The organism is Alteromonas sp. CNT1-28 (assembly GCF_022348345.1).
In the GTDB taxonomy this organism is placed as follows: Bacteria; Pseudomonadota; Gammaproteobacteria; order Enterobacterales; family Alteromonadaceae; genus Alteromonas; species Alteromonas macleodii.
In genome coordinates, this window is record NZ_JAKREZ010000018.1 from 58,816 (window position 1) to 77,324 (window position 18,509).

The window sequence follows — 18,509 nt, forward strand, 5'->3', positions numbered from 1 at the left end:
ACTTAGTTACCGACGCCCGATGCAATGGTAGGTTCATAACCCCATTCAGTTAAGCTGTGCTGCACCCCTTGCGACATTAAATATTGTACGAAAAGGCTGGGTGAAGACACTCCACTAGCGTCACTCAAACGAAATGCTCTGGTTGGCTCAACGTTGTCGTTGTGAATAGGCTCATCAACTGGCGCTGCCGCATTTTTAATTGGAAGTGGCTCGAACAGATTCGGAGATAATGTAGCTACCGTTTTACTGTTAATCACCAACGACTGAATGATGGGTTTATATAAGGTTTCAGGTACTGGGACGATAACCGTAACAGCATCGGCGCTTTTGGTATTGACAACACTGTTAAAATTAGAAGGCAAATTAGAGGATAAGTCTGCGGGCAAATCTAAGGCCAATGAGTACGCAACGAACGCCCCTTTCACGCTGCCGGTGGTATAAAACTGCAAGGTTTGTAGCACGTTTTTACCCATCACTCTGTGAGGTAAAAACTGTTGCCATAAGGATAAGTTTTGCAACGTCTGTTGCGCAGCATCACCATAGGGGGCCAGTTTAGGATTTGCGATAGCTACCTTGTTTTGTGGATTTTCCATTAATTGAACAAGCTGCTTCGACAAGCAATCGGTAAGCTGAACGTTTATTTGTGCAGTGGTGTCTCCAGTAGATGAGCGCGCGATCTGCTCGCAATTCCTTTCACCGGATGTCTTACTAGATATTTCACTGAATGCCTCACTTGATAAGTCGCCAGCATAGACAAACGCCAGCTTGCCTTTAGCGTAGTCCACCAGATTGCCGTGGTGAACTACGTTGTTATCAACCAATGCTTGCGGCCGAGCGCGATCAGCAGATAAAAAAACGTCAAAGCTAGCACCATGTTGAATTTGCGCATACAAAGTACCGCTAGAAGATACCGTTACCGCGACTTCTATGCCGGTTAGCTCAGTAAACTGCTCGGCAATACTCTTTAGCGGTTTTGCAAAGTTTGCCGCAACGGCTACGTTAATTTTTTCGTCGCGCTTGAAATTTACTGACTGGTTTTGTTTTTCGGCACTAATAACGCTCCCTTCATTTACATTATTATTTGCCGCTTCAAAACTGCTTGCATGTGCCACAGAACTTGAAAAAGCCGTAACGCCTAGGGCTACACTTGCACTTACCAAAATAAGCATGGCCAAGTTAACAAAGCTTGAAAGTCGCATTGCTAAAGAACAAACCATTACTTTTTGCGCATCCACTTAAGTGCCGCTTTATCGTCAGATGCTTTCGCCGCAACCCATTCAGATTTATCGCCCTTAAATTCTTTTTTCCATAGCGGTACCGACTGTTTAAGCATGTCCATTAAGTAGCAGGCAGCGTCAAACGCCGCCTGGCGGTGGGGAGCGGCGGCACCTACCCATACAATTTGCTCGTTGTTGTGTATGCGCCCTACTCTGTGCAGTGCGCCAGCACTGTTAAGTGAAAAGCGTTCGCTCGCTTGTTCAACCAGAAGCATTAACGCTTTTTCAGTCATGCCCGGGTAATGCTCTAATTCGATGCCGTCTATATCGCCAGCGTTATTAAAATCTCGCACCAGCCCGGTAAAAGTAACAATCGCGCCGGTGTTACCGCAGGCCTTCTCATCTGCCGACTGTTTTAGCCTAGCGTACAGCTCGCCTTGATCGAAATCTTCAACTTGAACTAGCGCGAACATAGCTAGCCCCCAGTCACAGGTGGAAATAGCGCCAGCTCATCACCGTCGCTAAGTTCGGTTTGGTGATCGCAGAGCTCTTGATTACAGGCAGTTAGCACACTGCCCTCTAAGGCTAATGCCCACTTGTCACTACGCGTTTTAAGCTGCGATATCACGGTCTCAATAGTGCTGTTCTCGCTTATATGAAGCGCGATATTGTCCTCTCCCGTAATCTCTCTGGTTTGTGCGAATGTTTTTACCGTTACCTGCATGCTTTGCCTGTTATCTACGTTGTTAAGGTTGCTTTGTGCGCGCTAATTAATCTTTCCAAGCCTCGGAAATACGTTGAGCCTAAAGTGCGTTGCGTCTTGAATGCTTGTTCGCTTTCTACACGTTACTTTTTTAGCTCACTGGCCTTTCACTGGCCTTTGTGAAAACTAGGTGTCGGACTGCCAGTGGCCTGTCTTACCGCCTTTTTTCTCCAGTACCCGTACCCCTTCCATATGCATGCCAGGGTCGATGGCTTTGCACATATCAAACAAGGTTAACAGCGCCACATTTACACCCGTGAGCGCTTCCATTTCAACGCCGGTTTTACCGCTTAGCTTGCAATAGCAGGTGGCTTGAATTCGATTTTGGTCGGCCTGAATGTCGAAGTTTATATCCACCTTTGATAGTGCCAATGGGTGACAAAGAGGAATAAGATCGGCGCAGCGTTTCGCCCCTTGAATACCCGCTACACGGGCAACTGCAAATACATCACCTTTTGCAATTTTTGCTTCAGAGATTTGGCGAATAACGTCTTCGCTTACGTATAAAAAACCTTCTGCTGTGGCTTCTCGCTTGGTAACGTCTTTGTCGCTAACGTCAACCATGTTAGCTTCACCGCCAGCGTTTAAATGGCTAAAGGTACTCATGCTTCCACCAAGTGTTTCACAAAGTTACACGGTCTAAAGTCGGCATCAAGTTGGCTAGAAATAATTTTTTCCCACGCCGTACGACACGCGCCTGTTGAGCCTGGTAAGCAGAAAATAACCGTATTATTAGCAAAGCCCGCAACCGCGCGAGACTGAATGGTTGATGTACCAATCTCTTCATAGCTAATTTGACGGAATAGCTCGCCAAAGCCGTCGACTTCTTTGTCAAACAATACACTGATCGCTTCTGGCGTTGAGTCGCGGTGGGTAAAACCTGTACCACCGGTAATTAAGACAGCGTGAATGTTTTTATCGGCAATCCATTTCGACACCACGGCGCGCTGCTGATAAATATCGTCTTTCACCAAATCGCGATCGTAAAGGTTATGGCCAACCGAGGTAAGCGCCTCTTTCAAGTAGTCTCCCGACTTGTCGTTTTCGAGGGTGCGCGTATCTGAAATAGTGAGTACGGCAATATTAAGGGGTTGGCTGACAACTGACATATGAAATCCTAATTTGATATGCGACATTTTGGCGGTTTTTGATAAAGTACCAGCCAAAATACTATTTGGTAATCACTTTATAAGGGTGCATGCCATGAATTCAACAACTAAGTTGGCATAAACTATGTCTAAAAGCCTAACTCATCAGCAGGCTATGCGTTATAACCGCCATATCGTGCTTCCAAAAGTGGATCTAGACGGTCAAGAAGCGCTGCTAAACGCCAATATTTGTATCATTGGTATTGGCGGGCTTGGCACCGCGGCTGCTACTAACCTTTGCGCCAGTGGCGTGGGCTCTCTTACACTTATCGACCACGACACAGTTGAGGCCACCAACCTGCCAAGGCAAACCTTGTTTAGCGAACAAGATGTAGGCACAAATAAAGTAGAGGCGGCTAAAGCGCGGCTTAGTGCAATAAACAGCGACTGCGACATTACCGTAATAGCAGAACCGTTTTCGGCGCCCAGCTCTACTCAGCTTTCACCAGTATTAAAACAAGCCATAGAGCGTGCTGACGTTGTGCTAGATTGCACCGACAATACAAACTCGCGAGATTTAGTAAACTTACTGTGTTTTAAACTAAATACCCCGCTAGTATCGGGCGCGGCCATTCGCTTTGAAGGCCAGCTTTTCGTCGCTATACCCGGTGAGAGTCGTTGCTATGCATGCTTACGGACGCTATTTGAATCGCCCGATTTAAGCTGTGTAGAGGCAGGTATATTCTCGCCAGTGGTGAATATTGTTGGTACTTACCAAGCGATGCTAGCTATGCAAGTATTGATGGATTTCGATAGTATTCCTAAAAACACGTTAATGACGTTTGATGCTCTGTCGCACGAGTGGCGAAACTGGAAGCTACCTAAAGGCGTAGATTGCGAGCTATGTGCTTGTTAAGTTTATGTGCATTTGCGGCATGAATTCTAAAAACGTGATTAAAAACAACAGACTAAAACAAAGAACAAGACAGAAAATAGGTTGATTTAAATGACAACCCAAGTAGTGAAAAAACACATGGTAGTGGCGCAAAACGCGTCTGGACGTAACATGAACGTGCCAATTTATCGTATGAAAGGCGCGCGGCCTGGCCCTACTGTGTATATTCAAAGTTCTATTCACGGCGCAGAAGTACAAGGTAACGTGGTTATTTACCATCTTATTCAGCGCTTAAAAGACATGGATATTTGCGGCGAAATTATCCTAGTGCCCAACTGTAATCCCATTGGTACTAACATTAAAGCCGGTGAGTACACATTAGGCCGGTTCGATCCTGTGAACGGCACAAACTGGAACCGCGGCTACTTCTTCGATAAAGATGCAGTTGAACATTTCGCCAAAACAGTCACCCGCGAAGAGTCAATTGAAGGCATAAAACAACGTTTTCGTGCTCATTTATCTAACGCTATCGACAACAAATTGGCTGAACCATGGGGTTTAGGCTTGGCACAGCAGTTAAACCTAAAGCTACAGCAAATGGCGGTCAACGCCGATTTCGTGTTAGATCTCCACAACGGCCCGGTGTCTACCCGCCACGTTTATATTCCCGAATACGCCAAAGACAGCGCCAAGCTATTTAACATTCCTCACTGTATTTTTATTCCAAACGTATTTGCGGGGGCGTTGGACGAAGCGACGTTCTGCCCATGGTGGACACTACAAGAAAGCATAAAAACTAATTTAGCGCGTGAGGTAAGCTTTAACGTTGAAGCGTTTACGCTTGAAATGGGTAGCCAAGAAGTTATCGACTTTAACGAAGGTAATATAGACGCCACCAGTATTCTTAGCTACTTAAACGCCAAAGGCGTATTGCACGAATGCGATATTAAACCGACAGAAATGAAGCGTTTAGGCGTGTATTTAAAAGACTATAAAACCCTGTTTACTAACTGGGGCGGCATGGTGGAATACATGGCGAAACCAGGCCAAACGGTGAAGAAAGGCGAACCACTGGCGCAAATTTTAAATATTGACGATCTGGATACCGACAACGGCAGCAGAACCTTAGAAGCGCCTTGCGATTTGATCCCTATTCTACACTTCCCGTCGGCTTCGGTATTGAGTGGGACGCAGCTTTACAAGGTGTTTACTAATTACAAGGAGTTGTAGATTTTTGTATGCAAGTTAATGGAGTAAAACTTTATTACAACATGGTTGATTAGGGTATGTAGATACGGCTCACACAAGCTGCTGGTTTATTCTTTTAATTAATTCCTGCCGTTCAATACATTAAATTTAACGGCAGAAGAGTACCTTAAGCTGCCCATCGCACAAAGGCACTTCGATGGCTGCAATGAGGCACAAGCCGGAATTAAAGGAAAAAACTGCTGTGTTCACCAAATGTACTTAAAATGAATCAACGCTAATCTAATAAAAAGCGCCTAAGATCTTGTTCGTGCCGCATTACGTGCAAAATAAAGGCTTTGTTGTCCTCAAATTTATAAAAAATTCGACAGGGCTTTACATAAAGCTCGCTGTAATTGAGGGGTGGTAATTCGGGGACTGACTTTCCTGATTTAGGATATTCCTTAAGTATTTCTACTTTGGCGAAGACTTCTTTAACCAGTTTCTTTGCCGCAACTAAATTAGATACCGCTATGTATTCAGCAATCTTGTCCAAGTCATTTAGAGCAGGTTCTGTCCATACTATTTCAGCCATTTATCCATTTTCTCTTTGGCCTGCAAGTTAGTTAAAACGTCATCATTTCTTATTGCCTGCTCACCTTTTGCGATACCTTCCAGAATCGACATGCGCTTTTGCATCATCTCATAATCATCAACATCAACTAAGTAAGCCGATGGCTGACCACGCTCAGTAATCAAAACAGGCTCTTTTGAAGTGTGCAGGTCTTGCAGAATTTTTGTGGCTTGTCTCTTTAATGTAGTAACTAATTCTACTTTCACGGTGCAGGTTCCAGCTTTCAAATGTATCACTATAGTATCACTTAACGATAACCACACAAGATTTCATTCACTCTGGGCAGAGTTACAAGGTAACTAATCACACCCTACTTCACCCAAACTAACGCGATATTTAAACCCACCACGCTGATTAAATACGTCAAAACCATTATCAGAAGCTTTAAGCTCTAGCTCCCATACCCAATTTGTTTTTTCAATAAATGTTAGTTCATAGCGGTTTAAAGGAAGTGGGCATTTTAAATAGAAATAATGGTAGGCCGTACCCATGGCACCTGGGTCTGCGGTAAACACGTAAATAGTGTTATTTCCTATTTCAAATTCTTTATGAAAGTAGTCTCGGTTGGATCCTAGTGTTGCATCAATCAGTACACCTAATAGACCTATCGCAATCTGAATGAAAGCCACTATTGCTAAAATACAGCTCAAAACAACAGATAACCATTTACTTTTAACAAGATATCTCAATCTACCGTGCTGCGTGAAAAGCAGGTACACACCTGCGCAAAGCGCTATAAGCTTAACTAAGGCTAACGCGTCGCCGACCTGTGACATAAACTTGGGGGAATGGTAGTTTAAGCCCCACAGCACACCACCATGCAGACTTTCCACTAATGGAACTAATATCAGAATTAGTACAGCGAGTAAGGATGTGACCAAGGCCGCAAAGGTTCTTTGCGGCACTTGCTTGTTACTCGGGCTATGATTTTGCTCTAATTGCGTTGTCCCTAACATTAATTATCAACTTCCTTAAATCGGCGAACCTGGCGGTAGCGGCTCTACTTCAAAGGTACTTGGCCATGCCTTACTAGCCCAATAATTATCGAACTGTTCTTTCAGTATTTCATACTGATTGTCGTCTGCTTTGTCGTCTAACCATTCGCTAAATTCAAGCAGAGCAAGTTCGGCTTCCATTCTTACTTCAGGCGCCAACTTATCGTTAGTTACTGCTTTCATCACTGCATTTAACGCCACTAACTGTAAGCGTTTTGCTAATGGGCTTTGTGACTTATTTTTATACCAGTGAACGTTAAGTATTTGCTTCACCAGCATAGAAACGCCTACTTTTTTGCGTCTGTCATTAGTGCTTCTTGTCTGCCACTCCAAGCGGTTTAAGCGCTCTGGGTGCAATAGTAATTCAAACGCAAAGTTAGATGCAGAAGCGGCCGCAGAAACAGGGTCTAACATTAACCCCATTTTGCCCTTAAAGTGCTCGCGAGTAATATCGTCGCCATACGCTGTCGGTGGAATAAGGGCGAGTACCGATTCAGGTATCGTCAGGTAATCAGCGATAGTGGCCGTAATTAATTGCTGCATTGCGCGCTGCTGCACCGCGGGTGCTACAAACTGCTGACCCTGCGCCTGGGTATAGTCACCTTTGCGCTCGTATTCATAGACTAAACCGCCGACTTGCTTTGCTACGGCTTCTAGCTGGTAGCGGTGAAGCAAGTAAATTGGCACCAAAGCATTCTCAAGCGAAGATAAACTGCTGTTTGGGCTTAAGGTGTCTAAACCTAAATTGGCTAACGCCAGTTCGCGTACTTGTGAAATTTCATCGAAAGCATCTAGCGGATTGCTACCGTTTTCCCACATATGGCCGTTTGCCGATGCATGGCGACTACTGCGGGTATCGGGGTCTGACTTAAAACTTAAACCCTCATTACGGCCTTTTACGATAATTTTTGCCAAGGCTTCGGTTGCCTCTACGTCGCTGGCAAAATCTTGATAGCCATACGCTACGGCGTGAATATCCCACGCGCCTATGCCTTTATCATACGCGCCTTCCAAGCTAATTTTGCCGTTTTTAATACTAATTTGGGGGTGAGGATAATCCATTACCGACGCACGGTTATTTTCACTTGCCGCAAAGTTGTGGGCTATACCCAATGTGTGCCCTACTTCGTGGGCTGAAAGTTGCCTAATGCGGTCTAAAGCCATTTCTTGCTGTGCAGTGGTGTCGGTGCTCCCGTCCTTAAAAGGACTGGTTAGGCCAAGGGCAATTAAATAATCTTGTCTTACACGCAATGAGCCGAGCGTAACGTGACCTTTAATAATTTCACCAGTGCGCGGGTCGACAACCGACGAACCATAAGACCAACCGCGCGTTGCGCGATGTACCCAGTTGATTACGTTATAGCGCACGTCCATTGGGTCGGCACCTTCGGGCAATACTTTCACCTGAAACGCATCTTTGTAGCCTGCGGCTTCATAGGCTTGATTCCACCAGCTCGCCCCTTCTTTAAGCGCGGTCATTACAGGTTCTGGAATACCAGGATCTAGGTAATACACAATAGGCTCGACTGCTTCGCTCATTGCAGCATGCGGGGTTTTCTTGTTTAAACGATGGCGGGTAATAAAACGCTGTTCAGTAGGCTCGCTGATAGGCGTTGAATAATCAAAGTAACTGAATTTCCAGTAGCCCGAGTACGGGTGGTACTCTCTGGGCGTGTAATTGTCGTCAGGCAGAGCCACAAACGAATGATGCAAGTGCACCGACAAGCTTTCTGGGTCGGGCGTAACTTGCTGCACGTATTCGCCTGGCTTCTTACCTGCAAAGGTGACTAAAGCCTCTAATTCAGTATTCTTTTCAAAGCCTTTGGTTTTAGGTAAATACACGCCGCTTCGCATGTTATCTACGCTAAAACTGCCTTGGTTAGTTCCCGCTAAGCGATTGCCAATGCCATGGATATCGCTTAATAAGAACGGTGTGTAATCTATTAGACTGGCGCTGTCGTTTTTGGCTACCAGCGTAAAACCTGCGATAACCGAATCAGCAAAGGCTTCATCAATGCTCTGTTTCTCAGCGTCGCTGCCATGGGCTGCTCGGTATTTGGTGTTGTGCTGCTTTAATAAAACCTTGTTTCCAAATTTTTCAAAGCTTACTAAACGCGTATTGCCTAGCTGGCCGCGATCAAGGCCAATGTCGTTAGACCCTACACCGTACGGCAAGCTACTTTGAAACAGGTATTCGGCGTGGTCTGTTGGCACCGCCAAGTAAACTTTGTCACTTTCATCGTCATAGTAAACAGGAATTAAACCATCTTTTTTGGTCATATTGCTGGTGAATTCACCAATGCTTGGCAGCGCAGCCAATGCGGAAGACGTAGACACGACAAATAATACCGTAATCGCAATGGCCGATTTACCCGATGCTTTTACATGTCGCGCCGCTTTGTGAAAAATGTTCAATTGCAGCATGCAGTTAGTCCTTATTATTGTGAATTTCTAGCCTACCCTATGTGGTGGCTTTTGCCCATGGCAGTTCATCGTTTATATGCGCTCTTTTTGCATGTTATTTAGCTGTGAACAGGCTTGGTTTTTCCTACCGAAGGTAATGCACTAAAAACGCAACTATATGGAAGAAAACAGCTGGCATTGCCCCTGCTCAATTGCCGTTTAAACATTCAAAAACATGAGCGACAACAAATTATTTGATCTTGGTCAACACCAAGCTTTGTTTGAGTTGTAGAGGTATTTTACGGCTTATAAAATCCGCCGCCTTGTTTAAAGCGTCTAGTAGCGGTTTTTATCTATGACTTCAAAATTATCACCTAATCGCAGCTCTTCTAACCTACGTGAAGACTCAGTTTCAACATTGCCAAACCAAACGTTAATCGCGCCAGAGTTGCTTGCACCTGCGGGTAGCTTACGCAACATGCGCTACGCTTTCGCCTATGGCGCTGATGCTGTTTATGCTGGGCAGCCACGCTACTCGCTTCGCGTAAGAAACAACGAATTCAGCCTTGAGAACTTAGCGATAGGCATAGAAGAAGCACATGCTTTAGGTAAAAAGTTCTATGTAGTAAGCAACATTGCTCCGCACAACAGTAAGCTAGATACCTACCTTAAAGATATTTCACCAGTAATTGCTATGAAGCCCAATGCGTTAATTATGTCAGACCCAGGGCTTATTATGATGGTGCGCGACGCCTTCCCTGAAATGCCTATTCATTTAAGTGTACAGGCTAATGCGGTGAACTACGCCACGGTGAAGTTTTGGCAGAAACAAGGCATAGAGCGCGTTATTTTGTCCCGAGAGCTCTCTTTGGAAGAAATTGAAACTATTCGCGAGCATGTTCCAGACATGGAGTTGGAAGTGTTTGTGCATGGCGCGCTTTGTATGGCGTATTCGGGGCGCTGCTTATTGTCTGGATATATGAATAAACGCGATCCGAATCAGGGCACTTGTACCAATGCTTGTCGATGGTCTTACGATGTTAAGGCAGGCGAGGAAAACGAAACTGGCGACATCGTTCTAACCAGTGAGATTAATAAGGCAGTTACAGCACCTCAAGTGGTAATTCCTACCCTTGGTGAAGGCACGCCAAGCCCCAAAGTGTTTATGTTAGAAGAAAAGGAAAAGCCTGGAGAACTGATGCCAGCTTTTGAAGACGAACATGGCACCTATATTATGAATTCTAAAGATTTGCGTGCCGTGCAACATGTTGGCAGGTTAACCCAAATGGGCGTGCATAGTTTAAAAATAGAAGGCCGCACTAAATCACATTACTACTGTGCCCGAACCGCTCAAGTCTATAGAAAAGCAATTGACGACGCGGTAGCAGGAAAGCCTTTTGATAGTACATTAATGGGAAGCTTGGAAACTTTAGCTCATCGAGGTTATACCGAGGGTTTCTTGCGTCGCCATGCGCACCACGCGTATCAGAACTATGAGTATGGCCACTCAGTCAGCGATAAACAGCAATTTGTTGGTGAAGTGATTGATCGTTGTGAAGAGTCTGGCTATGCAATTATAAACGTTAAAAACAAATTCTGTGTAGGTGACTCGCTTGAGTTGATGACGCCAAGCGGCAACATTACCTTTACTCTAAATGAGATGCTGGATAAGAGAAACCATTCTATTACGGATGCTAAGGGTTCAGGACACCAAGTAAGAATACCGATACCCAGCGATGTGTCTCTAAACTTTGCCCTACTGCTGCGAAATTTAGATGAAGGCGTTGATACCCGCAATCCGTTTCGAAAAGCTCCTAGTGCAGTAACACCCGAAAACGCGAGCGAGGCATAATGCATGGCACTGCTTATTCTTGATAGCTGCATTAACTGCGACATGTGCGAACCCGAATGCCCTAATGCCGCTATAAGCATGGGTAATAAAGTGTATGAAATAGACCCGTTACGCTGTACAGAATGCGTGGGGCATTACGATGCCCCTACTTGCGTAGCGGTATGCCCTATCGATGTGGTTAAGCCCGACCCGAACAATAGAGAGTCACTAGACGAGCTGGCCGAAAAGTTTGTTCGTTTAAATAGTTAGCTATGAAGTAAGTCAGCGAGTTAATTGTACTTCTCGAAGAATTCCCTTGAATCATGACCAAGAGTGATCACTAATTGCGGTACAGTTTGAATTGGCACTTACTAATAAGGGTTTTATTTTGAAGTTTGCCTCTCGCGCTACGGCGATCTCTCCGTTTCTTGCTATGGCCTATGGCGAAAAAGCCACGACACTAGAACAGCAAGGTAAAGATGTTATAAGACTTAATTTAGGCGAGCCTGATTTCGGCGCACCCGCGGCAGTACTCGCGGCAATGAAAGAAAGCTTGAGTGCCCCAGATTTTCCCTATACCTCGGCGCTGGGCATGCCTGAACTACGTGAAGCCATTGCACGCTTTTATAAAGTTAAACATGGCGTAGCGGTAAGCCCTTCTAGAGTGGTAGTGACCGCTGGGGCTTCTGGCGCTTTACTTTTAGCAAGTGCTGCCTTAGTTGAACCAGGCGACAACGTGATATTGGGAGACCCGTCTTACCCCTGTAACCGACGATTTTTAAACGCATTTGGCGCAGAGGTAACACTAGTGCCAACACGCAGTGAGGATAACTTTCAGCTAACCGCTGCAAGTGTTGCAGATAATTGGAAGCACAACACGAAAGGTGTACTTATTGCCACACCTGCCAATCCTACTGGTACGGTTATAGATGCAGAAGAGTTGACTAAAATTGGCGAGTACTGCAAATCCAAAGGTGGCTTTTTAATTGTTGACGAAATTTACTTGGATCTATCGCTTTCGGCTGATCTTGATGTACGTAATGATACATTCGCTTCCCAATCGACCTTGGGCAGTGATACCAAACTTCAAACCGTACTTGCCAATGCACAGCTTGAAGAAACAGTGGTCGTAATAAACAGTTTTTCCAAATATTTTGGCATGACCGGCTGGCGTCTTGGCTGGTGTGTGGTACCTGAAGCGATGACGCCCATCGTTGAAAAACTCGCGCAGAATTTGTTTATTTGCCCCTCTACCCTATCGCAAAAGGCCGCTCTTGCGTGCTTTACACCAAAAGCATTAGCGCAATGCGAGCAAAACCGCCATACGCTGGAAAAGCGTGCTTCCCTTGTTTTAAGTGCACTTGAAAATATGGGGCTTGGTTTAGATGCAAAGCCTGACGGTGCGTTTTACGCCTACATCAACATTAAGCACACAGGGCTAAGTGCAATTGAATTTTGTGATGCCCTACTTTCGCAACATCATGTAGCGCTTACGCCGGGTAATGATTTTGGTGAGCACAATGCCAACCATTACGTAAGACTGTCTTTCGCCACTAGCATTGAACGCTTGGAGGAAGGGCTTTCACGGCTAGCTGAGTTTGTAGAATCATTAAGCTAACGCTTTTTTATGCTCACCATTTAATTTCGTGAATAGACAAATATTACCGAAAAAAATGATAGATATGGGTGCTTGTGCGTATATTGAGTAACGCATATTGATGACACGTGTCGAAACGAGATAAAACAGGACAAAACAATGAGTAACGAACGGGAATTTGATGTAGTTATTTTCGGTGCTACAGGTTTTACGGGTAAGTTAGTAGCTGAATATTTTCAGGCTCAGTATGGCAGCGATGACAACGTTAAGTGGGCGGTCGCAGGCCGAAACGAAGCTAAACTCAACGGCGTAAAAAAGGAGCTAGGCATTAGTGAAAGCGTTGCTAGCATTGTAGCCGATGGTGATGATGATGACGCGCTAAATGCGTTGACGAAGCGCACAGCCGTTGTACTTACCACTGTTGGTCCGTATCAAATTTACGGTGAAAAGTTACTTTCTGCATGTGTCGATAACGGCACCGGCTATACAGATCTTTGCGGTGAGCCAGCCTGGATGCACCAAATGATCAATAAATACGAAGCGAAAGCTAAAGAAACCGGCGCAAACATTGTGTTCTCGTGTGGCTTTGACTCTGTGCCTTTTGACCTTGGTGTGTACTACCTTCAAGAACATGCCAAAAAGCAAAGTGGCGATGTCATTGAATATGTAAAAGGTCGCGTTCGTAAAATGCAGGGCACGTTCTCTGGCGGTACGGCTGCAAGTTTAAAAGCGACCATGGCGGCTGCGCACAAAGATAAGTCTGTCATGGCGGCACTTATTAACCCGCACTCATTAACCGATGGCGCGTCAAATCAGCCACAGCCCGATGGCAATAAACCTTACTTCGATGAGCAGTTAGGCACATGGGTTGCACCATTTATTATGGCGGCCATCAATACTAAAAACGTTCATCGCACGAACTACCTGGGCGGATATAGCTACGGCAAGAACTTTCAATATGATGAAATGATGATGACTGGCCCAGGTGAGAAAGGTGAAGCCATGGCGAATCACGTTGCCAAAGATAAGTCGCTTGCAAGTGATGATGGCCCTAAACCAGGTGAAGGCCCGAGCAAAGAAGAGCGCGAAAATGGCTTTTACGATGTCATGTTTGTGGGTACCGCTACCAATGGTGATATGCTAGCCGTATCGGTAAAAGGCGACAAGGATCCAGGTTACGGCTCTACCAGTAAAATGATTTCAGAATCTGCCCTTTGCTTGTGCAAAGACGTTAGTTTATCTGGTGGTTTCTTCACACCTGCGGCAGCACTTGGTAACAAGCTTATCCGCCGTTTAGAAGAAAAAGCAGGCTTAACGTTTGCTATCGAGAAATAGCGATTCAAAAAACGAAGGCTGAACACAAATTGCGTTCAGCCTTTTCTCTCTGCGCTAGGTGTTATTGTTGTTTTTTAAGCGAGTACCGCTTTTAATGCTTTAACGCACGCGTCAGTTTCTTCAGGTGTCCCTACGCTAATACGTGACCATGAGTCGTACCCAGGCCACGTGCGCCCTACAACCTTTATACCTTGAGCTTTCATCTTTTCTGCAAATTTATCGTGCGGCATGCCCGTATCCATGTAAATAAAATTCCCTTGTGGATTTGGCGCAAACGGCTGCTTTAACTCTTTAGCTACTTTTACTAACTTTTCACGCTCAGTTTTAATGCGTGAGCGCATTGTGTTTAAGTTCTCATGATCATCCATACTTGCCATACCCGCTACTAATGCCAAGTAATTCACACCACCCATGCGCAGCATACCGCCCATTGTTTTAGCTTGCTCAGCAGGCATGATGGCGTAACCGAGACGCTGTCCCGCCATGGCGTGAATTTTAGAGAAGGTGCGGCAAATCACCACGTTGTACCCCTCAGCTACTAGCTTCGATTGCACATTAGCGGGGTAAGCATCAGACATTTCAATGTAGGCTTCATCGATGAAAACCTGTGCTTTCTTCGATACGCGTTTTGCAAAAGCGGTAAGCTTCGCCGCATCTACCATGCTCCCTGTCGGATTATTTGGATTACATACGTACACAGCAGTCGTATCTTCGGTTACTGCAGCTTCAATTGCATCTAGGTCAAAAGTCATATCATTGGCTAACGGCACGTAGATCACGTCTGCCCCCATAAACTCAGCGCCCCGTGGTACGCCTTCGTAGGTTGCCATAGACGTTACCAGCTTATTGCCGTTTTTGGTGATCCAGTCCGCATAGCCAAAAAGAATAGGTGAAGATCCATTCGTAATTACGATTTGCTCAGCAGATACGCCTTCTTGCTCAGCAATTTTTTGCGCTAACACTTCAACTGTAGCGTCGGTATAACGCGCTAGGTTTAAAAGCTCGCTTTGCATTGCCTTTGCGGCTTTTTTTGACGGCCCAAAGGCGTTTTCATTTGACGATAGGCGAATAAGACCATCGTTTACATTGGGGGTAGCAGACGGGAAGTGTTCAGTTTGCATACCTGCGGCACGAAGGTCGCCCATAATACTGTCAACGCTGGTCGTTAGCGCTACTGCTCCTGCACCTAATCCCACAGACTTTAACCAATTACGGCGTGAAGAATTCACGGTTCTCTGTTGTTCATTTTTATTCATATTTCGCTCTGCCTTCCGTCTATATTCACTTTAGACTAAAGGCTTAATTTTGAACGCGCAATAGCATGAAAAACCTAAACCATTGACATAAATGCACTTTTTACGTGCATGTGGCGCACTAAAATTGACAACATAAGAAGTTTTAACGCGTTAAGCCGTTACATTGCGGTGCAGCGTTATTTTGTCGTTTTTGGCGTTTGCGATGAATGACATTTTTTCTGATGTTAAAGGCGTAGCACTCTCTCGCTATTGGTTCTTCGCACTTGAAGTCTGCCGTTTAAGCGACTGTGTAATCCATCTATATAAATACAAAGTAAGAATTACAACGAAACATTAATCGATTACTCAGTATGCAAAACAGGAGTCAAACATGGCTAAGGACCACGGCAAGCAAATTAAAAACGACGACACTTACGAAGCCCTTCGCGAGGAAGGCTATAGCAAAGAGAAGTCGGCGCGCATTGCCAATGCGCAAGCCAATAGCGAACAAACGCCTTCTAAAGATGGTGGAAAAGGCAAAAAATACGAGGATCGCACTAAAGAGGAACTGTATCAAAAGGCCAAGTAAGTCGGCATTGAAGGTCGCTCTAACATGAACAAAGACGAATTAATTGATGCGTTACGCAATCATTAGTGGCGGATAGACCGCCACATACAAAAACTGGTCACTGTGGCGGTGATGATTACGTTTTATCAGACACGCACAATTTGTGCATTTCGTGGCAAACCTCAACTTCAAGTAAAGCTCTACCGCCTCAATAGTAAGCGACTAGCTCTTCGTCCGCCCAATATATGACAATATTTCATGATAAAATGAAAATAAGTCATTTTTATTCATAGTTAAATCAACGTATAACGTGTTCATAGCTTTCACAGCAGTCTCACTACTCGGTTTAACTTTAGGAATAGAAGCGCATTCTCATGAACAACAACGTGAACACAGATTTCTCTTTTACTATTAACAGCGTTCAGTTTAATGAAGATTATCGCCCTTCAGACAACACACGCATCACCACCAACTTCGCCAATTTAGCTCGTGGTCAACGCCGAAAAGAAAACTTGCGCGATGCGCTAAGCATGATAAACAACCGCTTTAATGCACTGGCTAGCTGGGATAATGAAAGTGGCGATCGCTATGCTGTCGAACTTGAAATTGTGTCGGTAGATATCGACGTTGAGGGTAACGGCAACACATTCCCAACTATCGAAATCTTACAAACCAATATAATTGACAAAAAAACGGGTAAACGCACTCAAGGTATTGTGGGAAACAACTTCTCGTCTTATGTCCGCGATTATGACTTTAGCGTTCGTCTATCTAATCACAATCGCGGCCAGTCTTCGTTCAGTGTCCCTACCGATTTTGGTGATCTGCACGGAAAGTTGTTTAAGTATTTCGTTAATTCAGAAGCCTATAAAGCACATTTTTCAAAGCTGCCGGTCATTTGTTTAAGCGTTTCCGACAATAAAACCTACCGTCGAACAGAAAATCAGCACCCCGTTTTAGGTGTTGAATATCAGCCTAATGAATCATCACTAACTGAACAGTATTTCAAGAAGATGGGCTTAAACGTGCGCTATTTCATGCCACCAAACAGTGCTGCTCCTTTTGCATTTTATTTCTTTGGTGATTTGTTAAACGACTACACCAATTTAGAACTTATCAGCACTATTGCTACGATGGAGACCTTCCAGAAAATTTATCGCCCTGAGATTTATAACGCTAACGCCCAGGCAGGTTTAAGCTACAAACCAAACTTGAAAAATAGCGATCACTCAGTGACTCGCATTGTTTATGACCGTGAAGAGCGGACTCATCTAGCCGTTGAACAAGGCAAGTTCGTAGAAGAGAACTTTATAAAGCCTTATCAACACAAGTTAGCGCAATTCACAGCAAGCTACGCCTGATCCGTTGATTTAGATACTTGCGACATTCAAACCGCACACATTGCGACAACAAAACTATGATAAGGGCAGTACGTTCTGCCCCTCGCGCATCCATACAAATTATTGATTAGAAAAAAGCGAATCACATGAAAAAACTACTCCCCACTTCTATTGCAGGCAGTCTTCCAAAACCATCGTGGCTTGCACAGCCTGAAACCCTGTGGTCGCCGTGGAAGCTAGAAGATGAAGCATTAGAGGAAGGCAAAAAAGACGCGCTTCGCGTTACGCTTCAGGAACAAGCCCTATCAGGCATCGATATTGTGTGTGACGGTGAGCAAACCCGTCAGCATTTTGTAACTACCTTTATTGAGCACCTTGACGGTGTTGATTTTGAAAACCGTAAAACCGTACGTATTCGAAATCGCTACGACGCTAGCGTACCTGTCGTTACCCAAGCTGTTACACGGCCAAAATCAGTGTTCGTTGAAGACGCAAAGTTCTTAAGGAGCCAAACTGATCAGCCCATAAAATGGGCGTTACCTGGCCCTATGACGATGGTTGATACGCTGTACGACGACCATTATAAAAGTCGCGAAAAACTTGCGTGGGAGTTTGCCAAAATACTAAACCAAGAGGCAAAGGAGCTTGAGGCTGCTGGTGTTGACATTATCCAGTTTGATGAACCTTCGTTTAACGTATTTTTCGATGAGGTCAATGAATGGGGTATTGCCGCATTAGAAAGAGCCATTGAAGGGCTTAAATGCGAAACTGCGGTGCACATTTGCTACGGATATGGCATCAAAGCTAATACCGATTGGAAGAAGACATTAGGCTCTGAGTGGCGACAATATGAGGAGAGCTTTCCTAAGCTAGCAAAATCTAATATTGATATGGTTTCTCTGGAGTGCCATAACTCCCATGTACCCATTGAACTGATCTCGCTTCTTAAAGGCAAAAAAGTGATGGTGGGCGCTATTGATGTTGCAACTGACACAATAGAGACACCAGAAGAAGTAGCAGCTACATTACGTGAAGCATTAAAGTACGTGGATGCCGACAAACTCTACCCTTGTACAAACTGTGGTATGGCCCCCCTTTCACGACAGGTTGCTCGAGGCAAGCTTGAGGCGCTCAGCGCTGGCGCTGAAATAGTAAGGCAGGAATTAGCTCAGAAGCTCAGTGCTTAATACGCCTCAAAACTTTTGTTAAGCAAGAGCATTTTGAAAGCGCACTAAAGCCCATATCAAAGTGGGCTTTTTTATTTCTAGCGGTTCAAAACAGTATCAGCGTTATTCTCATCTATTCGACCTTATTTAAGGTTAACTCCCAGGGCGAGATCGCGAACATTATTTGATCAAATTTAACTGTTAGTTGACGACCTGGTCTGGCTATGATCATATGCTCTCTTTTTGGGAGCACCACA

General features: G+C 44.9%; 18 protein-coding genes and 1 pseudogene. 9 read left to right on the plus strand and 10 right to left on the minus strand.

Annotation, left to right across the window (positions count from 1 at the left end; genetic code table 11):
* Positions 1-2 precede the first annotated feature (2 nt).
* From modA to moaB, 5 genes are all read right to left on the minus strand, one after another.
* Positions 3-1,235 (minus strand): molybdate ABC transporter substrate-binding protein, encoded by a 1,233-nt coding sequence (gene modA / locus MHN02_RS12770; protein ID WP_239246493.1) that lies wholly within the window; start codon positions 1,233-1,235, stop codon positions 3-5.
* Positions 1,217-1,690 carry a molybdenum cofactor biosynthesis protein MoaE gene (locus MHN02_RS12775; protein WP_014949772.1) on the minus strand — a complete coding sequence of 158 codons (474 nt, stop codon included), beginning with the start codon at positions 1,688-1,690 and terminating at the stop codon, positions 1,217-1,219. Before MHN02_RS12775 ends, modA begins: the two co-directional genes overlap by 19 nt.
* A 2-nt stretch (positions 1,691-1,692) precedes the next feature.
* Positions 1,693-1,941 (minus strand): MoaD family protein, encoded by a 249-nt coding sequence (locus MHN02_RS12780; RefSeq protein WP_075177406.1) that lies wholly within the window; start codon positions 1,939-1,941, stop codon positions 1,693-1,695.
* Positions 1,942-2,106: 165 nt separating this feature from the next.
* Complete coding sequence (moaC, locus tag MHN02_RS12785) at positions 2,107-2,586, minus strand: cyclic pyranopterin monophosphate synthase MoaC (protein ID WP_179983676.1); 480 nt, start codon at positions 2,584-2,586, stop codon at positions 2,107-2,109.
* Positions 2,583-3,089, minus strand: a complete 507-nt coding sequence (gene moaB, locus MHN02_RS12790; protein ID WP_014949775.1) for a molybdenum cofactor biosynthesis protein B — start codon at positions 3,087-3,089, stop codon at positions 2,583-2,585. The genes moaC and moaB overlap by 4 nt, the downstream gene beginning before the upstream one ends.
* A gap of 124 nt (positions 3,090-3,213) precedes the next feature.
* On the opposite strand from moaB, the gene MHN02_RS12795 reads away from it, so the two are divergent.
* On the plus strand, positions 3,214-3,984 hold the full coding sequence (locus MHN02_RS12795; protein WP_061486013.1) for a HesA/MoeB/ThiF family protein: 771 nt from the start codon (positions 3,214-3,216) through the stop codon (positions 3,982-3,984).
* Positions 3,985-4,074: 90 nt separating this feature from the next.
* Complete coding sequence (locus MHN02_RS12800) at positions 4,075-5,193, plus strand: succinylglutamate desuccinylase/aspartoacylase family protein (RefSeq protein WP_014949777.1); 1,119 nt, start codon at positions 4,075-4,077, stop codon at positions 5,191-5,193.
* Positions 5,194-5,446: 253 nt separating this feature from the next.
* Here MHN02_RS12800 and MHN02_RS12805 read toward each other — a convergent pair whose 3' ends face one another.
* From MHN02_RS12805 to MHN02_RS12820, 4 genes are all read right to left on the minus strand, one after another.
* Positions 5,447-5,743 (minus strand): type II toxin-antitoxin system RelE/ParE family toxin, encoded by a 297-nt coding sequence (locus MHN02_RS12805; protein WP_187446967.1) that lies wholly within the window; start codon positions 5,741-5,743, stop codon positions 5,447-5,449.
* A complete protein-coding gene (locus tag MHN02_RS12810; protein ID WP_187446966.1) occupies positions 5,731-5,988 on the minus strand; it encodes a type II toxin-antitoxin system Phd/YefM family antitoxin in 258 nt (85 codons plus the stop codon). Before MHN02_RS12810 ends, MHN02_RS12805 begins: the two co-directional genes overlap by 13 nt.
* A 93-nt stretch (positions 5,989-6,081) precedes the next feature.
* Complete coding sequence (locus MHN02_RS12815; protein ID WP_239246495.1) at positions 6,082-6,738, minus strand: hypothetical protein; 657 nt, start codon at positions 6,736-6,738, stop codon at positions 6,082-6,084.
* 15 nt (positions 6,739-6,753) lie between these two features.
* Entirely contained in the window at positions 6,754-9,201 is a 2,448-nt protein-coding gene (locus MHN02_RS12820) for a zinc-dependent metalloprotease (protein WP_239246497.1), read from the minus strand.
* A 334-nt stretch (positions 9,202-9,535) separates the two neighbouring features.
* Here MHN02_RS12820 and yegQ point away from each other — a divergent pair, with 334 nt between their 5' ends.
* The 4 genes from yegQ (at position 9,536) to MHN02_RS12840 (ending at position 13,943) form a co-directional block, all read left to right on the plus strand.
* Positions 9,536-11,032, plus strand: a complete 1,497-nt coding sequence (gene yegQ, locus MHN02_RS12825) for a tRNA 5-hydroxyuridine modification protein YegQ (RefSeq protein WP_272492364.1) — start codon at positions 9,536-9,538, stop codon at positions 11,030-11,032.
* 3 nt (positions 11,033-11,035) lie between these two features.
* Complete coding sequence (locus MHN02_RS12830; RefSeq protein ID WP_014976780.1) at positions 11,036-11,281, plus strand: YfhL family 4Fe-4S dicluster ferredoxin; 246 nt, start codon at positions 11,036-11,038, stop codon at positions 11,279-11,281.
* A 118-nt stretch (positions 11,282-11,399) separates the two neighbouring features.
* On the plus strand, positions 11,400-12,629 hold the full coding sequence (locus MHN02_RS12835) for an aminotransferase class I/II-fold pyridoxal phosphate-dependent enzyme (protein WP_239246499.1): 1,230 nt from the start codon (positions 11,400-11,402) through the stop codon (positions 12,627-12,629).
* A gap of 138 nt (positions 12,630-12,767) precedes the next feature.
* A complete protein-coding gene (locus MHN02_RS12840) occupies positions 12,768-13,943 on the plus strand; it encodes a saccharopine dehydrogenase NADP-binding domain-containing protein (protein WP_239246501.1) in 1,176 nt (391 codons plus the stop codon).
* Between the two features lie 74 nt (positions 13,944-14,017).
* On the opposite strand, the gene MHN02_RS12845 is transcribed toward MHN02_RS12840, so the two are convergent.
* Positions 14,018-15,199, minus strand: coding sequence for a histidinol-phosphate transaminase (locus tag MHN02_RS12845; protein ID WP_239246503.1), 1,182 nt, complete (start codon positions 15,197-15,199; stop codon positions 14,018-14,020).
* Positions 15,200-15,569: 370 nt separating this feature from the next.
* Between MHN02_RS12845 and MHN02_RS12850 the strand changes: the two are divergent.
* From MHN02_RS12850 to MHN02_RS12860, 3 genes and pseudogenes are all read left to right on the plus strand, one after another.
* Positions 15,570-15,833 (plus strand): annotated as a pseudogene (locus tag MHN02_RS12850) (Rho termination factor N-terminal domain-containing protein).
* Positions 15,834-16,132: 299 nt separating this feature from the next.
* Positions 16,133-17,107, plus strand: coding sequence for a DUF1852 domain-containing protein (locus MHN02_RS12855; RefSeq protein WP_014949789.1), 975 nt, complete (start codon positions 16,133-16,135; stop codon positions 17,105-17,107).
* 125 nt (positions 17,108-17,232) lie between these two features.
* Positions 17,233-18,273, plus strand: coding sequence for a methionine synthase (locus MHN02_RS12860; RefSeq protein WP_039216499.1), 1,041 nt, complete (start codon positions 17,233-17,235; stop codon positions 18,271-18,273).
* Positions 18,274-18,509 lie beyond the last annotated feature (236 nt).